The sequence below is a fragment of the Bacillus sp. 22446 genome (assembly GCF_052044955.1).
Taxonomy (GTDB): Bacteria; Bacillota; Bacilli; order Bacillales; family Bacillaceae; genus Bacillus; species Bacillus altitudinis.
Genome location: NZ_JBQEOD010000011.1, coordinates 52,756 through 72,157, shown reverse-complemented (window position 1 = coordinate 72,157; position 19,402 = coordinate 52,756). Strand labels below are relative to the sequence as shown.

Sequence of the window (19,402 nt, the reverse complement as noted above, 5' to 3'; positions counted from 1 at the left end):
AATTTAGAGAAGTTGTATCGATGGTAAGACTAGGTAAATAAAGGCCTTTTTATGATTCGAAATAGATTTAGTTAGATAAAAAATAGCCCATGACTTTAATATAGAGTTGTGGGTTTTTACTATAGGTCTTATTGAGAAATGGAGAGGATTAGGATGAATGAATTCGACCTTTTAACAAAATATATACCGTTGCTTCGAAGAGAGCGGCTTGGTGAATGGGTCATAGATCAAGAAAATGATGGAACAGCGGAACACCCGATTCAGATGCCCTATGTGAATTATTCCGAAACGGTCCGTCGTTTTATCGAGGATGTCTATACCTTTGCAGAACAGCATCAAGAACTGGAGATTACCCGCTATAGAGAGATCCTCAAAGAAAATGGAATTGAATGGGGAATGAACGACATGGAGGATGTGGACGTTTCCAATTTAAATTCGCAATGTGTACTGGCTCTCATCATGGGGGTTCTGAGAGCTGAACGATTTTGCGAGGGTGTCATACTCGATTTCTTTAAAAACGGAGCTATTGTCAAGTGGCTTGAAAGATTGGAACGTTTGGAGTAAGAGAGACTAGATTTCGGGGTGATCAAATGAAAAACAAAACAGATGTAGCCCACATGTATCCTACTATGAAAATAGAAGAAATTGATCATATTTTATTATATGATCTTGATGCAATAAAAATTGAAAAAGAAGATGAACGTATAAAATTCATTTTACAAGATCCCTATTGTCCTGATAAACATCATATTCACAGTGTGTATGTCATCTATAAAAGGTCTATACTCAATTTACTTGAAGGTAGGATTCGTTCTATTCATAGTCATGAATTCATGACTGCTAAGAAAAAGGATCGAACGATTTCTATAGAAGATATAGAATATGTATTAGAGATCGCTACAGTTGTGGTTCTTGCAAGTGAAAATAATGGAATATTGACGAATTATTTTTATAGTGGAGTCGGACAAAGGTTAGATTGTATTTTTAATCTATGCTTAGGTTATTCAACAGATTTACAAAAGAAAGAACATAAAGTAAGTTTGCAACGATTTATGGATGATATAAAGATTGTTGAAGAGATGGGATTGTTAGAAAAAATAGTAGGATAATGAGCAAAACCTAGATTTTAGAGAAATCTAGGTTTTTTTGTGCTTTTGAAAAATTTAATCAACTTCATGTTGACCTTCCCCTTAACTGAAAGGTTTATACTGTGATCAGATCAACAAATCGGAGGAGATGCAGGATGTTCAAGATCGGCGATTTTTCTATGTTAAGTAAAGTGCCTGTCAAAACCTTAAGGTATTACGACCAAATTGATTTATTAAAGCCTCAGCAGATCGATCAAGATTCGGGATACCGTTATTACTCAGCTGAGCAGTTACTTGAGGTCAATCGAATTTTTCTCTATAAGGAATTAGGCTTTACGTTAAAGCAAATGGGGCAGCTTCTTCGTGAAGATATCTCAGTAGAGCAAATTCAGGGCATGTTTCTCTTGAAAGAGAGTGAGATTCAGCAATTGATCGAGAGAGAACAACAGAAATTAGCCCGTATTAAGGAGCGGATGCATCTCATCAAACGAGAGGGGTGTGTTGAAAAAGAACAGGAGGTCATCATTAAATCTGTTGAAAGTAAACGCATCATGTCTTTTCAATCCAACGGAACTGTTGAAGAAATCCCTTCATTCTTTCAAATGTTTCATCATTTATTACATAAACATCAACAAGAATCGATCTCGGGACCACAAGTGGTGCTATGGAGAGAATCACTGGAGAAAGAAAGTGAGTTCGAATTTGAGGTGGGGTATTCCGTCAAATCGTTAAGATGCTCTCTTCCTCAGGGAATGACAATTCGCACGTTACCTGCAGAAGACACCATGGCAACACTCTTATTTCATTCCCATTCTCCATCCGCACAAACTGCTTGTGTTGACCTGGCGACATGGATTGAACATAACGGATACCGCGTGAAAGATGATCAGCCGGGCCGAGAAATCTATTACCCATTGTCAGAAAATGAAGAAGGCAGACTCATTGAAATTCAAATTCCTATTAAAAATGAAATCAAATCGTAAACATGGCCCAAAGGAGAAACGTCACGATGCAAAATAAAACCGTTGTCTATTTACTTGCTTTAGCAGCTTTTTTAATCGGAACGATCGAATACATCATTACGGGCATTATTCAAATGGTCGCACATGATTTACATGTCACAACGTCTACTGCTGGCTTATTGGTCACATCTTTAGCACTTTCGGCCGCAATCGGTGCACCGATTGTCATCGCACTAACCATCAATATGGACCGCAGAAAAATATTAACATGGACGCTGATCATTTTTATTTTAAGTAACTTCATCACAAGTATCAGTCATTCGTTTGAAATGGTCATGATCACAAGAGTTTTACAAGGAATCAGTGGGGGAACGGCGATTGTAGTGGCGATGGCGGTTGCAACTCGTCTTGTAGAACGGGAAAAAAGAGGAACAGCGATTGGCATCATTTTAATGGGATTGAGCAGCTCCTTGGTTTTAGGCGTTCCAATCGGGACATTTCTAAGCAGTGTGATCGGATGGAAAGGATTATTCGCAGCCATTGGAGTGATCACGCTTATTCCGCTGATTGTGGTGTATAGGCGGATCCCTTCTATGAAAGAACAAGAACCGGTGACGCTTCGTATGCAATTATCGATTTTAAAAGACAAGCGTATATTACTTGCAGTGGCAGTCACGTTATTCTATGTAGGGGGATATTCCACGTTATTTACCTATTTAACGCCCTTCCTGCAAAAATCAGCCAACCTAAGCATCACAGAAATCAGTGGCATTTTGTTACTAGCGGGAATATGCAGCTTTTTAGGGTCAAGCCTTGGAGGGATGGCAGCAGATAAAAAAGGACCAATCTTCACGATTTTTTCTGGCATCATCTTGCAAATCATGATGCTCATGCTACTAGCATTTGTCACAGGGAATCTCGTGGTCATGGTGGCTGTTATCATGATATGGATGATCGCAACATGGAGTACATCACCAGCTCAGCAGCTATATCTTGTAACCCTTGTTCCAAAATCTCCTGATATCGCATTAAGTGTCAATACATCATTTATTCAATTCGGATTTGCTTTAGGCTCGGGGTTAGGGGGGATTGTATTGAGCAGGACATCTATATTGCACCTGAGCTGGATCAGTGCTGGAACGGTTCTTCTCGCTTTACTGATGGTGGCGTTTGACAGAATTTCTCAGCAGAAGAGTTTGAAGGTGATCGAGCAAGGAAGGTAACTTAAATTCAATTTTGTATGGAAGGGACTACTTATTTTGGGTAGTTCCTTTTTGATTTGAAGAATGCACCAGTAAAGTTGTTTATTTGATACAATAGGGGGCAATATCCAAAGATTGAAGGCATTCATATATTTCTTTTAAAAACGATGAATATCAAACAAAAGCACCACTAGGCGAGGAGAGAAAATAAATGCAAATAAGCGAGGAGATCATCAATCGAAAAGGTGCTCGAAAGGGGACTGATATCCCTCATGACGTCTTGTTCCTTTTGAATCAAGGAAAAATAGAGAGTGTGAATTTAACTGAATGGCTGGCTGTCAATCATGTGACGCTATTACGTCATGTTTTGCCATCCGTTGGTTTAGACCATCATTTAGACGGTTTAACATCTAAGATCACTCAACAAAAGGCTGAGTCTGGAATGAAAGCAATTCGTCTTATCGGTCAATTGTTAGATGAATGGCTACAGAAAGAGAATGGGGAAAAACAAGCGGAAGTGCTACAGGTATTTACTCACCATGTATCTGATAGCGTCCGTTGTTGGGCTGCTTATATGAACAAACACCGTTTATCAACTTTGGAAGAGAAATTGGCGTACATTCAACCATTTGCAGCTGATCCTCATTTTGGAGTTCGAGAAATTGCGTGGATGTCAGTGAGAGAAAGCCTAACGGATCAGCTCGATCAAAGTATAGAACATTTAACAGAATGGGCTAAAAGTAAAGATGAAAATATTCGCCGATTCTCAGTAGAAGCTATTCGCCCAAGAGGTGTTTGGACAAAGCATATTGAGTCATTAAAACAAGAGCCAATGAGGGCACAGCCTATTCTAGACTTGCTCAAATCTGATCCATCAACATATGTTCAAGATTCTGTAGGAAACTGGCTCAATGACGCTAGTAAAACACAACCAAATTGGGTCATAAACCTGTGTGAACAGTGGTTAAAAGATTCTGATACTAAAGCAACCAGCAGAATTGTCAAGAAAGCCAAAAGAACGATTGTGAAGGGGAACTTGTGAAGAAGTACATAAACTGAATTTCCCCTTTTGGAGGGTATTTCTATCAATAGATCATTAGAAAGAAAGTCTCAAAGTTAACTCAGTAAACTAACTGCCCCATTTCGTGGGGTTTTTCATTTTTTATAAAAAATCTAGTCTCCTCAATTCTGCATTCTTTATATAGATCTTATCCTCTCATCGTCGTACTTTTGAATGAAATTGACTCAATAGAATTGACGTAAGAACCATGAATAGGCGAAGATGATATAAAATGTAAGATAAAGGGAGACGAATAATGATACATATCGTATTTGGGGCAGCAACTGCTGGTAGTTTAAAACAAGCATTACGAGAAATGAAGCAAAAACCAGTGGAAGACATCATCACCTTTGATGATATCTACTCCATTGGCCCACTTACACACTTACATGAACGTCAAGGACAAGAGACTCGTATTGAGTGGCTTCGTCATGTCATGTCCAATGAGTTTGGTAGATTTGATGATATGGTCATCGATCAGCAAATAATGATTCAACAAGTGAAGGATATAAAAGATGGATCACATTTAATGATATGGATAGGCAACAATGCACATGAACAAATAGGTCTACGATTTGCCATCTATTTATTAAAAGGAAAAAACGTGGACGTGTCTGTCATCAATACAGCGATTGCATATGATCACCATTTTAATACAAAGACGTTTCGCATGGACCTTCGACATACTGGGGAAATCCCATCTGAAAAATTTAAAATTATTTATGAAAGTAAAAATCACTTTCACACCATTTCCAAGGAAGAAAGAGAACGATTACAAGAAGAGTGGCTTCACATTGCCGAAACAGATCATACGCTGCGGATATGGCGAAGTGAACAAACAATTAACGTACCAGAAGATGAATTTGATGCTTATTTAGTAAAAATGGCTAAGCGGCTTCATCTGTCCGAGCCAGAAGAGGAATACATTGTAACTCCACGCTTAATTGGAGAAGTCCTTGGTCATTTAGAACAATATATCGGAGATGATTTTATTGAGTATCGGCTAAAGAAGCTGATTGATCAAGGTGTTTTTGCTATGAAAGGAAAACGAACGTCCATGCGTTATTACTCGATAAAACTGACAACATTTGGTCGGGAATTCAAAAAATGGGTATGTTGTCGTGATTTTGAGCACCAACCTTATGTGAAAATTGAAGGAACCTATGGTGGCGAACCTTTTCAATGCGGACATTGTCAATGTCATTTAGAAAGAGATGATGTACCTATAAGCGATGTACTATTCTCTAAAATATGGAATTGGGCCATACAGTATGGTTGTTGGTTTGATGAAGAAACAGATGACTTGCTGCCAGAAGGGGTAGAAATGGAAAAGAAATTTAATCAAGCAGGGGAGTGTATAACGGAAGAAGTGAAGAATGCGTTATCTCCTAAGTATCAAGTCGAATATAGCCCCAGTGAAATGACAAGACATTTCATTTAGTGAATAAAATTCAATAGCACTATACAAAATAAATCTTTACATCATTCCCCATCATCATGTAATATATGGAGAAATCAAAAGCGAAGAAAAGGACATGAGCAGCTTTTATTGGTTCACAGAGAGGGAAGTCACGGTGAAATCTTCCTAACGCAGAAAAGTTGTCTTACCACCTTTGAGCTGTATTGGGGAAATTACAGTATCCAATACCGTCTACGCCACGTTACGGCACCAAGAGCCATAAAGCGAATACGCGTTATGGGAATTTGGGTGGAACCACGGATCACACATTCGTCCCTTTATGAGGGATGGGTGTGTTTTTTTTGTTTACTTTTATAGCATGATTGCTTTGAAAAGGACATGAGTAGCTTTTATCGGTTCACAGAGAGGGAAGTCACGGTGAAATCTTCCTAACGCAGAAAAGCTATCTTACCACCTTTGAGCTGTATTGGGGAACATTACAGTATCCAATACCGTCTACGCCACGTTACGGCACCAGAGCCATAAAGCGAATACGCGTTATGGGAATTTGGGTGGAACCACGGATTACACATTCGTCCCTCTATGAGGGATGAGTGTGTTTTTTTATTTCAAAAAAGAGAAAGGTGTGTCAGTGATGAGAGAAAAAATGGTGAAAATTCAATTTCCAGATGGAAAGATCAAGGAGTTCTCCGCAGGTACGACAGTCGCAGAGGTTGCCTCCCATATTAGCCCAAGTTTAAGAAAAAAAGCAGTAGCGGGAAAGATCAATGATCAGACAGTGGACTTAAGTTATCCGTTAAACAACGATGCGGGGGTTTCGATTCTAACACTTGATTCAAAAGAAGGGCTGGAAGTGTTACGTCATACAGCTACACATGTATTAGCCCAAGCTGTGAAAAGGTTATATGACAATGTGACACTGGGGATCGGACCTGTCATTGAGAATGGATTTTACTATGATATGAAGCTGAATCAAACGTTAAGCGTAGAGGATTTGGCAATGATTGAAAAAGAGATGAAAAACATCATAAACGAGAATCACCTTATTCAAAGAATGGAAGTCTCTTACAAAGAAGCTGAAGTGATGTTTGCACATGATCCATATAAACTGGATATTTTAAAAAGTCTCCCTCGACAAGAAGCCATCACGATTTATCAGCAAGGAGAATTTATCGATTTGTGCCGCGGTCCCCATTTACCTTCTACAGGGTATTTAAAGGCATTTAAACTAACACGTGTGGCAGGGGCTTATTGGCGGGGAGATAGCAATCAGGATGTCTTGCAGCGAGTGTATGGTGTAGCGTTTCAGCATCCAAATCATCTAGCTGATTATCTTCATTTCATGGAAGAAGCAAATAAACGTGATCACCGGAAATTAGGGAAACAGTTATCCCTCTTTATGTTTTCAGAAGAAGCGCCAGGCATGCCGTTTTATTTACCAAAAGGTCAGATTGTCAGAAATGAATTAATGGCCTTTTCAAGAGAAGTGCGAGGAAAAGCGCAATATGAAGAAGTAAGTACGCCATTTATGATGAACCAAGAACTTTGGGAAAAGTCAGGTCATTGGGATCATTATCATGAGAATATGTATTTCTCAGAAGTAGACGATACAAGTTTTGCTTTAAAGCCGATGAACTGTCCAGGGCATATGCTCATGTTCAAAAATAACTTATATTCCTATAGAGACCTTCCAATTAGAATGTCTGAATTTGGTCAGGTGCATCGTCATGAATTCAGCGGAGCATTAAATGGATTGTTCAGGGTCAGAACATTTTGCCAAGATGATGCCCATATTTTTTTGAGAGAAGAACAAATTGAAGCTGAAATTAAACAGATTTTCCAATTAGTTGATTACGTATATCGGACATTTGGTTTTGAGTATTCAGTCGAACTATCCACTCGTCCAGAAAAAGCATTAGGGGATGACGCTATTTGGGATGTATCCGAAAAAGCGCTAAAAAATGTGCTTGATCAGTTAAAGATTGACTACTACTTAAATGAAGGAGATGGGGCATTTTATGGTCCGAAGATCGACTTTCATATTCAAGATGCACTAAAGCGGAGCCACCAGTGCGCCACAATTCAGCTGGATTTTCAAATGCCAGAGAAATTTGATTTAACATATATCAACGAGAAAAATGAAAAGGTGCGGCCAGTTGTCATTCATAGTGCCATTTTTGGTTCACTTGACCGGTTCCTTGGTATTCTCATTGAACATTTTGCGGGCGTCTTCCCGTTATGGCTCGCACCAATCCAAGTACAAATCATACCTGTCTCAAGCGTTCACCTTGATTACTGCATAGAGGTGCGGCAGCAATTAAGAAATATCGGAATTAGAGTCACAATCGATGAACGGGATGAAAAACTCGGCTATAAAATGAGAGAAGCACAAATGCAAAAAATTCCTTATATCGCTGTCATTGGAGATACAGAAATGCAAGAAAAAACACTGAACATCAGACAACATGGAGAAAAAATGTCAAAGCTGCTGTCTATTGATGACTTTAAACACTTGGCAGCCCAGCAAATAAAAGACAGAACAGCTCAAATATGATGTGCTGATTTCATGAAGAAGGATAAGACGTTCATTGAATGGTGGGCGTCTTTTCATTTGTGAAAAAGCCGAATTGACAATTGAAAGGGAAAATATTGAAACATTTTTTCGTTAAAATCGTAATAAGGATAGAGCGTTTATCAGAAAAATTTGAAACGAGGAGGAGTTTATCACATGGAACAAGCTGCACTAAAAAAGATGAGGACAAAACAAATCGCTATCTCTAATTTATTTGTCGGACTTATGATCATCATTTTTTTTATGTTGATTCAAATTGTTAAAATCCAACTGACACATTTCCTTTTTTGTTTAGGAATTTTAATCCTTATCCAAGGCATTTTAGGCTTTATCAGAAAAGGAACAACAAAGTCTTTCATCCCTATTTTAGAGCAGGTAGCTATTTATGAAAAAGAGAAATTAGGGAAAGAGTGGGAAAAAGAAAAACGGTTAGATCATGTGTGGAAAATCATATTGAGTGTCATTATGTTTATTCAATCATTCACTTTACAAAATGTGGATAATGCATTCAGTGACGTCGATCCTGCATTGATCATTTTCTTGTTTTTGATGGTTCTAGCCATTTTAAATATAAGCATGCTTTTTCGTTTTAGAAAAATTGACCGATCGACTGTAGGTGAATTAACAGGCTACACAAAAGAGTCAAATATAATGGCAATCGCATTAGGATTTTTTATGGCAATCGTCATTTTCATCTTTATCGTTATTTTTATTCTTCCATAAAACATCATCATTTTGAGGTGAATTTATTGAATGCAAACATTCAACAACTGATCGACCAGACAAAGGTGACATTTGGCTTAGATCTTTACTATCTAAAAAGACACAGTTTTCATCGCTACGTCAATATGTTCAATGAAACGGTGTATACATTGAATATGGAATGGTTTCCCTCTCATGAAACGGAACCTGAGGACGATGATCTAAACCCAGACGGCACAGCTGTCATTGAAGTGAACTTGAATACAGGACAGACCGAATCAGTTATTTTTGTTATGGACAAAACCTATGCGCAGCATGGTGTCACGTTTAAGAGACCTTATCCAGCTCATGTCATTCAATGGATCGAACAAGAAACAGGATTGATCTATGGAGAGCATTTTCATATGCATCAGAAGGAAAAAGGGGAACTTTCTTTCGAAGAAGCAATAGATGGTGTGAAAGTAACACCTTCAGGCAGAATCGAAGTGAAATGGAATGAACATGGACAGCTCATGTACTTTACACACCACGGTCCATTTTTAGCCAAAACATTACTGAAAGATGAGGAGTATGTGCTTTCCCTTGATCAGGTGGAGAACTTAGCTGAGCAGCAAGTGCAGCTGTTTCAATGGCCTTCCTTCGAGCACAATCAAATCCGGTCTATTTATGCGTTAGAAGAAATCTATGTGAAGAACGATGGAACAGGAACTCTTCCGTTTGAAATTGGGCGTGAAGAAACGCATTGTATACACATGAATGAAGTCATTGAGTGGAATGAACCGATAAACAGTGCCTTTGAAAAAAAAGAAATGGACATTCATGAGAACATTTCAGCTGAACAAGCTTTCTCATTGGAATCATCACCAGATTCCCTCCCGATATCAAAAGAAGACCAGGATGAGTGTATCAAAGCAGTCTGCACCTTCTTGGCGCAAAAATATCCAAAGGATACAGGAAAGTGGGTTCTAAAAACACTCCAACGTGATCACGGATACATCCATGCGATATTAAAAACGAATGAACAAGAAGGCTGTGGATTTATGGATAAAATCAAGGTCTTCATTGATGCCAACACTTTTGAAGCCATTAATTACATAGATAAAAAAGAGATGTTTCAAGTATGTGGGATACTCAATCCATCTCAAACAGCTAGTGAAATCACCATAACTCAGAAACAAGCCTTTGAAACATTGAGAGAACGCCTCGAACTTATACCTATCTATGTCTATGACGATGTGCAAAAACAATATGTTTTATGCGGCAGGCTCGATTGTCATGATGGCATTGATGCAGTGAGCGGCGAAGTGTTCTCTTTGACAGACCTTTCATAACTTCCAAAAGAACAGTGAGGAGCTGTTCTTTTTTTTGTCCCATCTCCCTCTTTTTTGCAGAAAAATGGAATATTGTAGCAGGAAGTTGTCATTTCATCACGAAAGAAAACAGGTAAGAATATGATCATAGGTCCATTGTTTGGATTCGTGGTGGAGTCAATGAGAAGACATAGGAAACGTTATACATATTGAACATTCGTGACAGTACAGTTGATCTACAGTATCAAGTCTAAAAAGTGAGTGATCATGTCTCAAGCCGTATGCGAAAATACGTGTACCGAGATCATATGATGAGTTGGTTCCGTTTGTTTTTAGGTGAGTTTGAAGCCAAGTTAGAAGAAAGTGAGGATATCTACCTTGAGTACATTGGAAGTGTTTCGTCAGTTTTTGGTTGACCATTATCCTGCGTTACAAGATGAGCTTTGGCTGAAAGATGTTGATACCCTTCGAATCTCTCCTATTCTTCATCCTTTTCTGAAAAGCAAGCTGCCAGATGGGATTGAAAAATTCACTTGTGTCCTATTCACGCAGCAAACAGATCAAACCACTGCCCCGCTCAAAGTATACCTTTTATTAGATGAATATGGGCAATCGCTTTACGCCATTGATTTGATGAATGAACAAATCGTGCTTCATTAATACAGAACCAAAAAGCTGCTTGAGCTTGTCTCAGCAGCTTTTTTTATGATGAACATCAGTTTGTCATATCAACCAATCTGCGGTGCAAGTTGTCCAATTCTTTTTTTGTTGGAAAAGAGCTGATCAGCAGCGTAGATCGCCCGAACTGAAGAGGAAGCTCAGTATCGGTCACAATCATATCAATCCCAAGTTGATCCATCGTGACATCATTTAACGTATTTTCTGGACTTGTGAAAATGTGAATGAGAGGAGGCACACTTAATTTAATTAAATCAGCAATAAACAAACTATGATAATAACCTAATGTTGAAGTAACAAAAATGTTCAGCACGTTTCTCCGTTCCATCTCCAAATGAACAAGCCCTCTCCAGGAAGATGTAATGATACGAATCAATTCCCGTTCATTTTTCACAAAAGAAGCGAGGATATCGTCTGTTTTTAACTCTTGGATGATATGACTAATCCTCGAATAGAAGTAGGGAAACTGTTTTTTCACCTCTGATAAATAGCTCGATTTCTTTTTGAAAAGGAATCCATCTCTCACGGTAATTTCATTGGAATACACATAATATTGGAGAAGAACGAGTGTCATCACCTTACGATTCGCTATTTCTTGATGAAAAATCGACTCCAACTGGGTGATAAATGAATGAATGGCATCATAGAGGCGTGGTGTATGCGACTGAAAGAACGTCAATTTTTCTTCGACAGACTCAATTGATTTAAAGTGTCCAATAGCTGGTTCGATCAATAGCAAAAAGACAAATTCATGGTGATCCAGCGTCACATCAAATACGTCTTTGGTCATTCGACAGATGTGCTCTTCCCATCTTTTGATTTGATCATAGATCCCTTTAGCTGTAGAGGTTTGTTTTTCTTCATTCATTGAGTATGTATATTTACGGCTGATTGTAAAACCTTTTCGCATTCGGTGAATGGAAACGCCGAGCCACAGGCAGTATTTATCTATCGCGACATCTGGTACATTGACTTCGAGCACCTGAAATAGTTCTTGTAATAAATTCACTGCGTCTTGTTTTTGAATATCATCAAATGGCCAAAGGCGGCTTCCATACACTTCAAATAAAAATTCAACAAAGAATTGACGAATCTCCTTCTCATTTCCATGAAACTGCATACTATCTGGGCGTAACTCGATGTCATAGGATGTAAGGATCGAGTTGATTTTATGAATTGTGTTATACAATGTGGATCTACTGATATTCAGCGTTTCCATCCATTCATAGAAAGATCTGTTTTCTTCAAAAAAAATGCCGTCAATCAATCGAATTTCAATCGTATCCTTTAGAATTTCTTTGATATAGTAATCCACTCGTATCGTCTGCGTATTACAAATGGATATGCCTTGTCTTGGCTTTATGTGGATTAACGCTTCTCCATTCTCTGTTTGGAACGATTTCATTTGTTCTAAATCGCTTTGAATGGCTCGAACAGAACCGATATGTTCATTCGATATCTCTTGAAGGCTCCACCACTTATTTTTGGATACAAGCAATTTTAAAATGTTTATCCATCTCTTTGATTTATTATCAATGAGCTCCATCAAACAACTAACTCCTTCCTTTAGCTTGCCTCTATATTATGAAGTTCACTTAAAGAACATTTGATTCTCAAAATAGGCATGAAATGATTGTAATGTTTAGGCTAAATCGTTTTGTCTTCACTTTTCATGATAAAAGAGAAAAAAATTAGACGAAAACAAATGTTATGCCCTGATTCTCCATATTTTTCTATTGAAAGGTGATAAATATGCCAAGAATCCTATAAAAATGGATCATTTTAGATATTTTGTTTATTTTTTTGCTGTTGAAACGGTAAATGTAAGAATAAAAAGCATCGGCTTTTTGATTAACATATGGAAGGGAGTAGAAGGAATGCGATCTATATGATGCTGAACTATCTCACCATACATACCATATGATACATGCTTGTTTTATATGAACGTTCTATATGTGAATACATGCTTATATATGCATGTACTAATCATTTGTTGTTCATTCCAGTATAAATAGAAAAATTCACATTTATTCTTTTCATGTTCCCTCTCACTATTCCCCATTGCTATAGACCCCTATCCAGCTACTATATCTACTACTCATCATGACCTTTCAAACTCATGATTGATCAACTCATTTTATTCATAGGGTCTTAAGGTGCAATTTTTAGAAAAATTTGATCAGAAGCGGAGTGATTGATCAGACAGTATACAAATGATTTTTTAATTGTTGTTGAAAAATAATTGTAGAAAAGGGTGGATGTATTGAAAAGAATATTATCGGTGGCACTGATGACCGTGTTAGTCATACAGTCTAGTATATTAGGAATCTTGCCTTTAGCAGGGGCACAAGCTAAAGACATTCAAGAGAATATCTATGGGAATATTGAGTTTGCTGATAGCGAAGGCAACAAGTTATCAAACATAGAAGATCAGCAAGTTAGAAAGGCCATTGTGCATTGGTCTATCAAAGGAATTGATCTCAAAAAGCAATATCCGTATATTCTCTCTCTTCCTTCAGTCATGCAGGTAGAGAAAGAGCAGAAAGAACTCATTACTGCCGATAACATCCCTGTTGGTGAGTATACCGTTTCAAAACAAAATGAAGTGACGGTCACATTCAATGAGGATATTGAGCTTGATCCGAATTTAGAAGGATCTATAGATATTGTCGTCACCAGTATAGCTGAGAAAAAAGAGAAAACAAAGCAAAATGAGCATAAAGAAAATCTTTCAAAAGATGATTCAACCTCATCGGAGAAAGACAAAGCTGCTAACAATCAAGAAACTGTTCAAAAGACACAAAGCGATGAAGATGAGTTACTAAAAAACAAAGTGAATGTGTCTAATCGTGTAGGATTGCAAAGTGTTTCAAAACAAATGCAGATACAAGAAAATCTCCTTACTGATGCGAAATTAATTTTTGAAGATCAGGAAGGTAATTCAGTTGATAAGCCTGACGTCAACTCACTGATTTCCATTAACTATAAGTGGGCCATCCCGAATGGTCATAACTATAATGGCGGGGATGAATTCCATTTCAAGGTTCCAGAGGAATTAGTCATTTACGAAAAAATCGATCGTCTCGAGATGAAATTTAATCAATCGATCATCGGTTATTTTTCTGTAGATGAAAGCGGAAATGCCTCTATCGAATTCACAGATTTTATTAAACAATATTCAAATATCCAAGGAACACTTCAAGTATGGACACAATTAGATAAACAAACAGTGATCACTGAAGAAAAAGAAGTGGTGATTACCCCGATTGAAGGCAAAGATACGATATCGATTCCGATTCAATACATTCCAAATGGTCCGAATGTCTCTAAAAAGGGAGAACCCAATCGATCTTACAATGCTGAAACCATTCAATGGACAGTCGATTTTAATATGGACTTAGATGATGTGAAACAAGCGAAACTGTTAGATCCGATTCAAGAAGGTCAAGCGTTAAAAAAAGATTCAATCAAGCTTTATCGTGTAGATACAAAGCTAAATGGTGAAACATCGCTTGGACAGCTGCTTGACGAAAATCACTACACCATCGGCCAAACAGCAGATGGTCAAGATTTCACGATCGAATTTAAAGATGACGTGCATCTCGCTTACCGTTTAATGTATGAAACGGACATTACGAATCAAGATCAGTCTGCATTTCGTAATAAAGCCTCCCTTGTCTCTGCTGATAAAGAGATTAGTTCAGCAGAAGGAACAGTGAATGTGACAAGAGGCAGTCCTTTAAATAAAAAAGCCGCCCACTACGATCAAGTCACTCAAACGATTACTTGGGAAATTCGGTATAACTATAACGAAAAAAAGCTGGCTCAAAGGGATGCTTTGATAGAAGACTTCTTTAACGGTACACAGGCGCTAATATCTGACTCAATTCAAGTCAAAGAAGTCACAATTGATCAGAACGGCAATGAAGCAGGAACAAAAGCATTTGAAAATTACGTGGTTCAACCTCAAAAAAAGGATGAACAAAACGGGTTTACCTTGCAATTCAATCAAGATATCCAATCGGCTTACCTGATCACATATCAAACAAAAGCAACCGAGCGAATTTTCGAAGCTGAAGACATTATCAATACTGTAACAGCTGGCAAAGAGAGCAAACAAGCGAAGCAAAGAATTGATCAGCAAATCCTAACGAAAAACCACGGAACACCGAATTACAAGAACAAAACCATTCCATGGCGTATCATCTTCAACAAAGATCAACAAACCATGAACAACGTGATATTAAAAGATACGTTTACAAACGAAGGATTGACGCTGCAAAAAGATAGTTTAAAAGTGACGACAGGTAATACAGTGCTTGAAGAAGGCACAGATTATCAAATCGTTGAACATGCAAATGGATTTGATATTCAATTTACAAAAGAAATCAAGACAGAACATACTATCACATATACAACGTCTTTTGATTATGAAAAAAGAGCAGATAAAGATCAAAAGAACTTGCGTAACCATGTAAAACTTGAATGGGTAAATGAAGAAGGCAAGGATTTGACGAAGGAAAACCAATCTGTCTTTACGCCTGACACATACACGCAGTCCAATGGGTTCAAGAATGGAACATATGATGCAAAGAAAAAAGAGATCACATGGAATATCGGTGTGAACTATAATTTGAAGCATCTAGAAGAGGCGAAAATCGAGGATTTCATTCAAGGAAATCAGCGTTTGCTTAAAGATTCAATCATCGTCTACTCGCTTGATTTACAAGGCGGGGAAAATGGTGCGGAAGAAAAAGAAGTATTAGCGAAAGAACATTATGACATCAAATTCCTTGAAAATGAAAAGGGAGAATCAGGTTTCGAAGTCATTTTCAAACATGCCATTGATTCCCCATACAAAATCACGTATCAAACAAGTGTTGAAGGAATGGATTTAGTACAGAAAACCTACGAAAATAAAGCGACCCTTTATGATAGAAAGACGAAAGAATCAGACGTGAATGCTGTGGTGTCCATTCCAAATGGAGGGAAATACACGAGCAAATCAGGAAATCAACAAGGGAAAGTCATTGATTGGAAACTGAATATCAACTTTGGTCAATCAACAGTCCAAGATGCGACGATTATCGACCATCCGAGCAGTAACCAAGCCATTATAGAAAACTCATTTCATCTGTACTCGACAACAATAGATGAAAAGGGGCAAGTGACCAAAAAGGAAGAGCTGGAAAAAGGGAAGGATTATGAACTAGACCTTGAATTCGATCCAGATTCTTTTCAAATCAAATTTAAAGAAGAAATCACGAGACCCTATATTTTAGAATACCAATCTCTCATTTTAGATAAGGTGGGAAGTACACTTCAAAACGAAGTAACGTTTAGAGGTGAAAATGTAAAAGAAATCAAAAAGGAATCCGAAGCCTCAATTGTGGTCAAACGTACCGCTGGCATGGGAGATGGCACAGGAGCGATTGGCGCTTTAACCATTCATAAGGTAGATGCGAGTAGTGGAAAAGCGCTAAAAGGAGCAAGCTTTTCTCTGACAGATGCTGCGAGCGGTATCGTCATTGGAACAAAGACAACAGATGAAGAAGGAGCTCTTCGATTTGATCGTCTTCTGTATGGTGACTATATCGTGACAGAAGAGAAAGCACCTGATGGTTATTTGAAAACGAAGGAACCGATCAATGTCACGATTGATCAGCCTTACGAATCAGGAGATCAAACGAAAACAGGAAATAGCATGACGGTGCAAAACCAAGAAATCCGCCAGCATGTGAAGCTCACTAAAAAAGACAAAGAGACGGGTACGGCATTAGAAAATGCAGAATTTGAACTGAGAAATGAATCTGGAGATACCGTCCAAACCCATTTGAAAACGGATGAAAAAGGAGAAATCCTTTTCAAACATCTTGAGCCAGGTTCTTATTACTTTGTTGAGACAAACGCACCGAAAGGCTATCAATTAAATCAGCAAAAATGGCCGTTCACCATTAAAGAAAATCAAACAGAAACAACGGTTGTCACCGCAGTAAATGACATCATCAAAGGCTCTGCAGAATTGAGCAAAATAGGTGAAGGCGGAGAGAGACTAGAAGGTGCACAGTTCAAGCTCTTAGATCAAGATGGGCATGAGCTAAATGGTGCGCTTGTCACAGGAAAAGATGGCAAGATCACGATCAATGAACTAAGACCGGGTACGTATCAGCTCATCGAAACAAACGCACCAGACGGTTATGTATTAGATGAAACACCCATCACATTTGAAGTACCACTCGATCCAAAAGAACCAGTCATCATTTCACAAAAGAACCTCTATGAAACAAGTGCATTAGAAGTGATGAAAGAAGGGGAAGATGGCAAGAAGCTTCAAGATGTTCGATTTGAAATCACGGATCAAAATGACAAAGTTGTGCGTAAAGATTTGACAACAGATGAAGATGGGAAGCTTTTGGTCGATCACCTCAAACCGGGCAAATATCAGCTTGTGGAGACAGAGAGTATTGATGGTTACCAAAAGAAAAATAAACCTTATCCGTTTACCATCGAAATCGCACAAAAAAAACCGGCAGAGATCAAAGTGATCAATGATCTCAAAACTGGAGCTGTCCAGCTCACGAAACTCGGTGAAAAGAATGATGTGCTTGAAGGAGCAGAATTCAAGCTAGTAGATGCAAATGGAAAAGAGATAAAAACAGGTCTTGTCACAGATGAGAACGGGAAGATCATCGTCAACGATCTGAAACCTGGAACCTATCAGTTTGTTGAAACGAAGGCTCCATTCGGTCATGAGCTTGACGAAACACCTGTCACTTTTGCTATGCCATTTAACCCTGAGAAGCTGGTCAGTGTGACAAAAGAAAATAGCCGCACAACTGGCGGAGTGCTGTTACACAAAAAAGGTGAAGATGGGAAATCATTAAAAGGGGTTGTCTTTGATCTATCTGATGCCAAAGGAAAGATAGTGGCAGGAGGAGAAGGGATTACAACCAATCAGGATGGAAAGATTACCTTCACAGGTCTAAAACCTGGAACCTATCAATTTGTTGAAAGAAAGAGTCTTGAAGGCTATGAATTGAGTACGAAACCACTTGTCTTTGAAGTTGAATTAGGTCAAAAAGAATTGATTCAAGTGGAGGCCATCAATCAGCTCAAGAAAGGTTCTGTAGAACTCACAAAAATAGGGGAAGAACAAGAAAGATTGAAAGGCGCAGAATTTACCCTGTTCAATGACGATGGTAAAGAATTGATGTCAGGTTTAACAACAAATGAAAAAGGCATCATCACTGTCAACGATTTGAAACCAGGCGCTTACCAATTGGTTGAAACGAAGGCTCCTTTTGGACATCAACTTGATGCAGAACCAGTAGACTTCAAGATTGATTTCAATCCAAATCAACTGGTGAAAGTGACAAAAGAAAATATTCGGACGACAAGTGCTGTGAAGCTTGAGAAAAAAGGGGAGGATGGTCAATTGCTCGCTGGCGTGACCTTTGACCTGATTGATGCGCACGGTCAGCGTGTGAAGAAAGACTTAAAGACAGACAAAAACGGTCAACTGACAGTCGATCAACTGAAGCCAGGAACCTACCAATTTGTCGAAACAGCAAGCATTGCCGGCTATGAATTGGATCAGACACCTGTCTCATTTACGATTCGATTAGGTCAAGACAAACCCACAAAAGTAGAAATGATCAACAAACTGACGCCGGGAGCAGTGGAACTGACCAAAGTAGATGATGAGGGACACACGCTGGAAAACGCAGAGTTTGCTCTTCAGAGTAAAGACGGGAAAACGCTGAAGAAATCACTTGTAACGGATCAAAAAGGAAAGCTTCACATCAACGATCTAAAACCGGGAGAATATCAATTCGTTGAAACGAAAGCGCCTCATGGCTATGAATTAGATGATCAGCCGATCCGGTTTACGATTGAGAAAAATCAGCAGAAGCCTCTTCAATTAACAGCGAAGAATCACTTGATTTTAGGAAGTCTGCGTATCATAAAGGTAGACCAGCAGACTGATAGAACCTTAAAAGGTGCAGCCTTTGACATTCGTACAAAAGCTGGGAAAATCATCAAATCTGTGACAACAGGAAAAGACGGAGAAGCCATTGTCAAAGGGCTTAAACCTGGTGAATATACACTCACAGAGACGAAAGCTCCAAATGGTTATGTAGCGTTAAAAAAACCACTCGCTTTTACAATTCAAATGGGCGAAGTGGAGATCAAGACATTGATTGTGAAAAATGCTCCAATGAAGAATGAAGTGGACCACACAAATCCTCCAGCTTCAGATCAAGGGGATCAACATCCGCCTCATGACTCAAACGGTGAATTGCCAAAGACTGGGGAAGAATGGCTACGTTATTTGATGTATGCAGGGATTTTACTAGTAGTGTCTGGAACTGTTCTTCTTGTAGTCAGAAGAAGGACCATTCAGTAAA

General features: G+C 38.5%; 12 protein-coding genes and 2 other annotated features. Of the genes, 11 read left to right on the top strand and 1 reads right to left on the bottom strand.

What is annotated here, in order from left to right:
- Positions 1-153 precede the first annotated feature (153 nt).
- The 10 genes from ACTJJD_RS17170 to ACTJJD_RS17125 all read left to right on the top strand — a co-directional run bounded on the left by ACTJJD_RS17170 (position 154) and on the right by ACTJJD_RS17125 (position 10,976).
- On the top strand, positions 154-564 hold the full coding sequence (locus tag ACTJJD_RS17170) for a DUF6508 domain-containing protein (RefSeq protein WP_410685316.1): 411 nt from the start codon (positions 154-156) through the stop codon (positions 562-564).
- A 26-nt stretch (positions 565-590) separates the two neighbouring features.
- Positions 591-1,109, top strand: coding sequence for a hypothetical protein (locus ACTJJD_RS17165; protein ID WP_440608692.1), 519 nt, complete (start codon positions 591-593; stop codon positions 1,107-1,109).
- A gap of 134 nt (positions 1,110-1,243) precedes the next feature.
- Positions 1,244-2,071, top strand: a complete 828-nt coding sequence (locus ACTJJD_RS17160; protein ID WP_024720257.1) for a MerR family transcriptional regulator — start codon at positions 1,244-1,246, stop codon at positions 2,069-2,071.
- Positions 2,072-2,097: 26 nt separating this feature from the next.
- Positions 2,098-3,273: an MFS transporter gene (locus ACTJJD_RS17155; RefSeq protein WP_440608691.1), complete on the top strand. Its 1,176-nt coding sequence runs from the start codon at positions 2,098-2,100 to the stop codon at positions 3,271-3,273.
- Between the two features lie 190 nt (positions 3,274-3,463).
- On the top strand, positions 3,464-4,294 hold the full coding sequence (locus tag ACTJJD_RS17150; RefSeq protein WP_440608690.1) for a DNA alkylation repair protein: 831 nt from the start codon (positions 3,464-3,466) through the stop codon (positions 4,292-4,294).
- A gap of 274 nt (positions 4,295-4,568) precedes the next feature.
- Positions 4,569-5,753 (top strand): DUF1835 domain-containing protein, encoded by a 1,185-nt coding sequence (locus tag ACTJJD_RS17145; protein ID WP_440608689.1) that lies wholly within the window; start codon positions 4,569-4,571, stop codon positions 5,751-5,753.
- A 74-nt stretch (positions 5,754-5,827) separates the two neighbouring features.
- Positions 5,828-6,052 (top strand) — a binding site (T-box leader).
- Between the two features lie 38 nt (positions 6,053-6,090).
- Positions 6,091-6,315 (top strand) — a binding site (T-box leader).
- 51 nt (positions 6,316-6,366) lie between these two features.
- The gene (gene thrS, locus ACTJJD_RS17140) at positions 6,367-8,286 is read left to right on the top strand and encodes a threonine--tRNA ligase (RefSeq protein ID WP_116307691.1); all 1,920 of its coding nucleotides are present in this window, start codon (positions 6,367-6,369) and stop codon (positions 8,284-8,286) included.
- Positions 8,287-8,460: 174 nt separating this feature from the next.
- Complete coding sequence (locus tag ACTJJD_RS17135; protein ID WP_025206950.1) at positions 8,461-9,027, top strand: hypothetical protein; 567 nt, start codon at positions 8,461-8,463, stop codon at positions 9,025-9,027.
- Positions 9,028-9,053: 26 nt separating this feature from the next.
- Positions 9,054-10,337 carry a hypothetical protein gene (locus ACTJJD_RS17130; protein ID WP_440608688.1) on the top strand — a complete coding sequence of 428 codons (1,284 nt, stop codon included), beginning with the start codon at positions 9,054-9,056 and terminating at the stop codon, positions 10,335-10,337.
- A gap of 357 nt (positions 10,338-10,694) precedes the next feature.
- Positions 10,695-10,976 carry a hypothetical protein gene (locus ACTJJD_RS17125; RefSeq protein WP_017366847.1) on the top strand — a complete coding sequence of 94 codons (282 nt, stop codon included), beginning with the start codon at positions 10,695-10,697 and terminating at the stop codon, positions 10,974-10,976.
- Between the two features lie 55 nt (positions 10,977-11,031).
- Here the strand turns inward: ACTJJD_RS17125 and ACTJJD_RS17120 are convergent, their stop codons facing one another.
- Complete coding sequence (locus ACTJJD_RS17120; protein ID WP_440608687.1) at positions 11,032-12,540, bottom strand: helix-turn-helix domain-containing protein; 1,509 nt, start codon at positions 12,538-12,540, stop codon at positions 11,032-11,034.
- Between the two features lie 717 nt (positions 12,541-13,257).
- Here ACTJJD_RS17120 and ACTJJD_RS17115 point away from each other — a divergent pair.
- Positions 13,258-19,401 carry a SpaA isopeptide-forming pilin-related protein gene (locus ACTJJD_RS17115; protein ID WP_440608686.1) on the top strand — a complete coding sequence of 2,048 codons (6,144 nt, stop codon included), beginning with the start codon at positions 13,258-13,260 and terminating at the stop codon, positions 19,399-19,401.
- The last annotated feature ends 1 nt before the right edge of the window (position 19,402 follow it).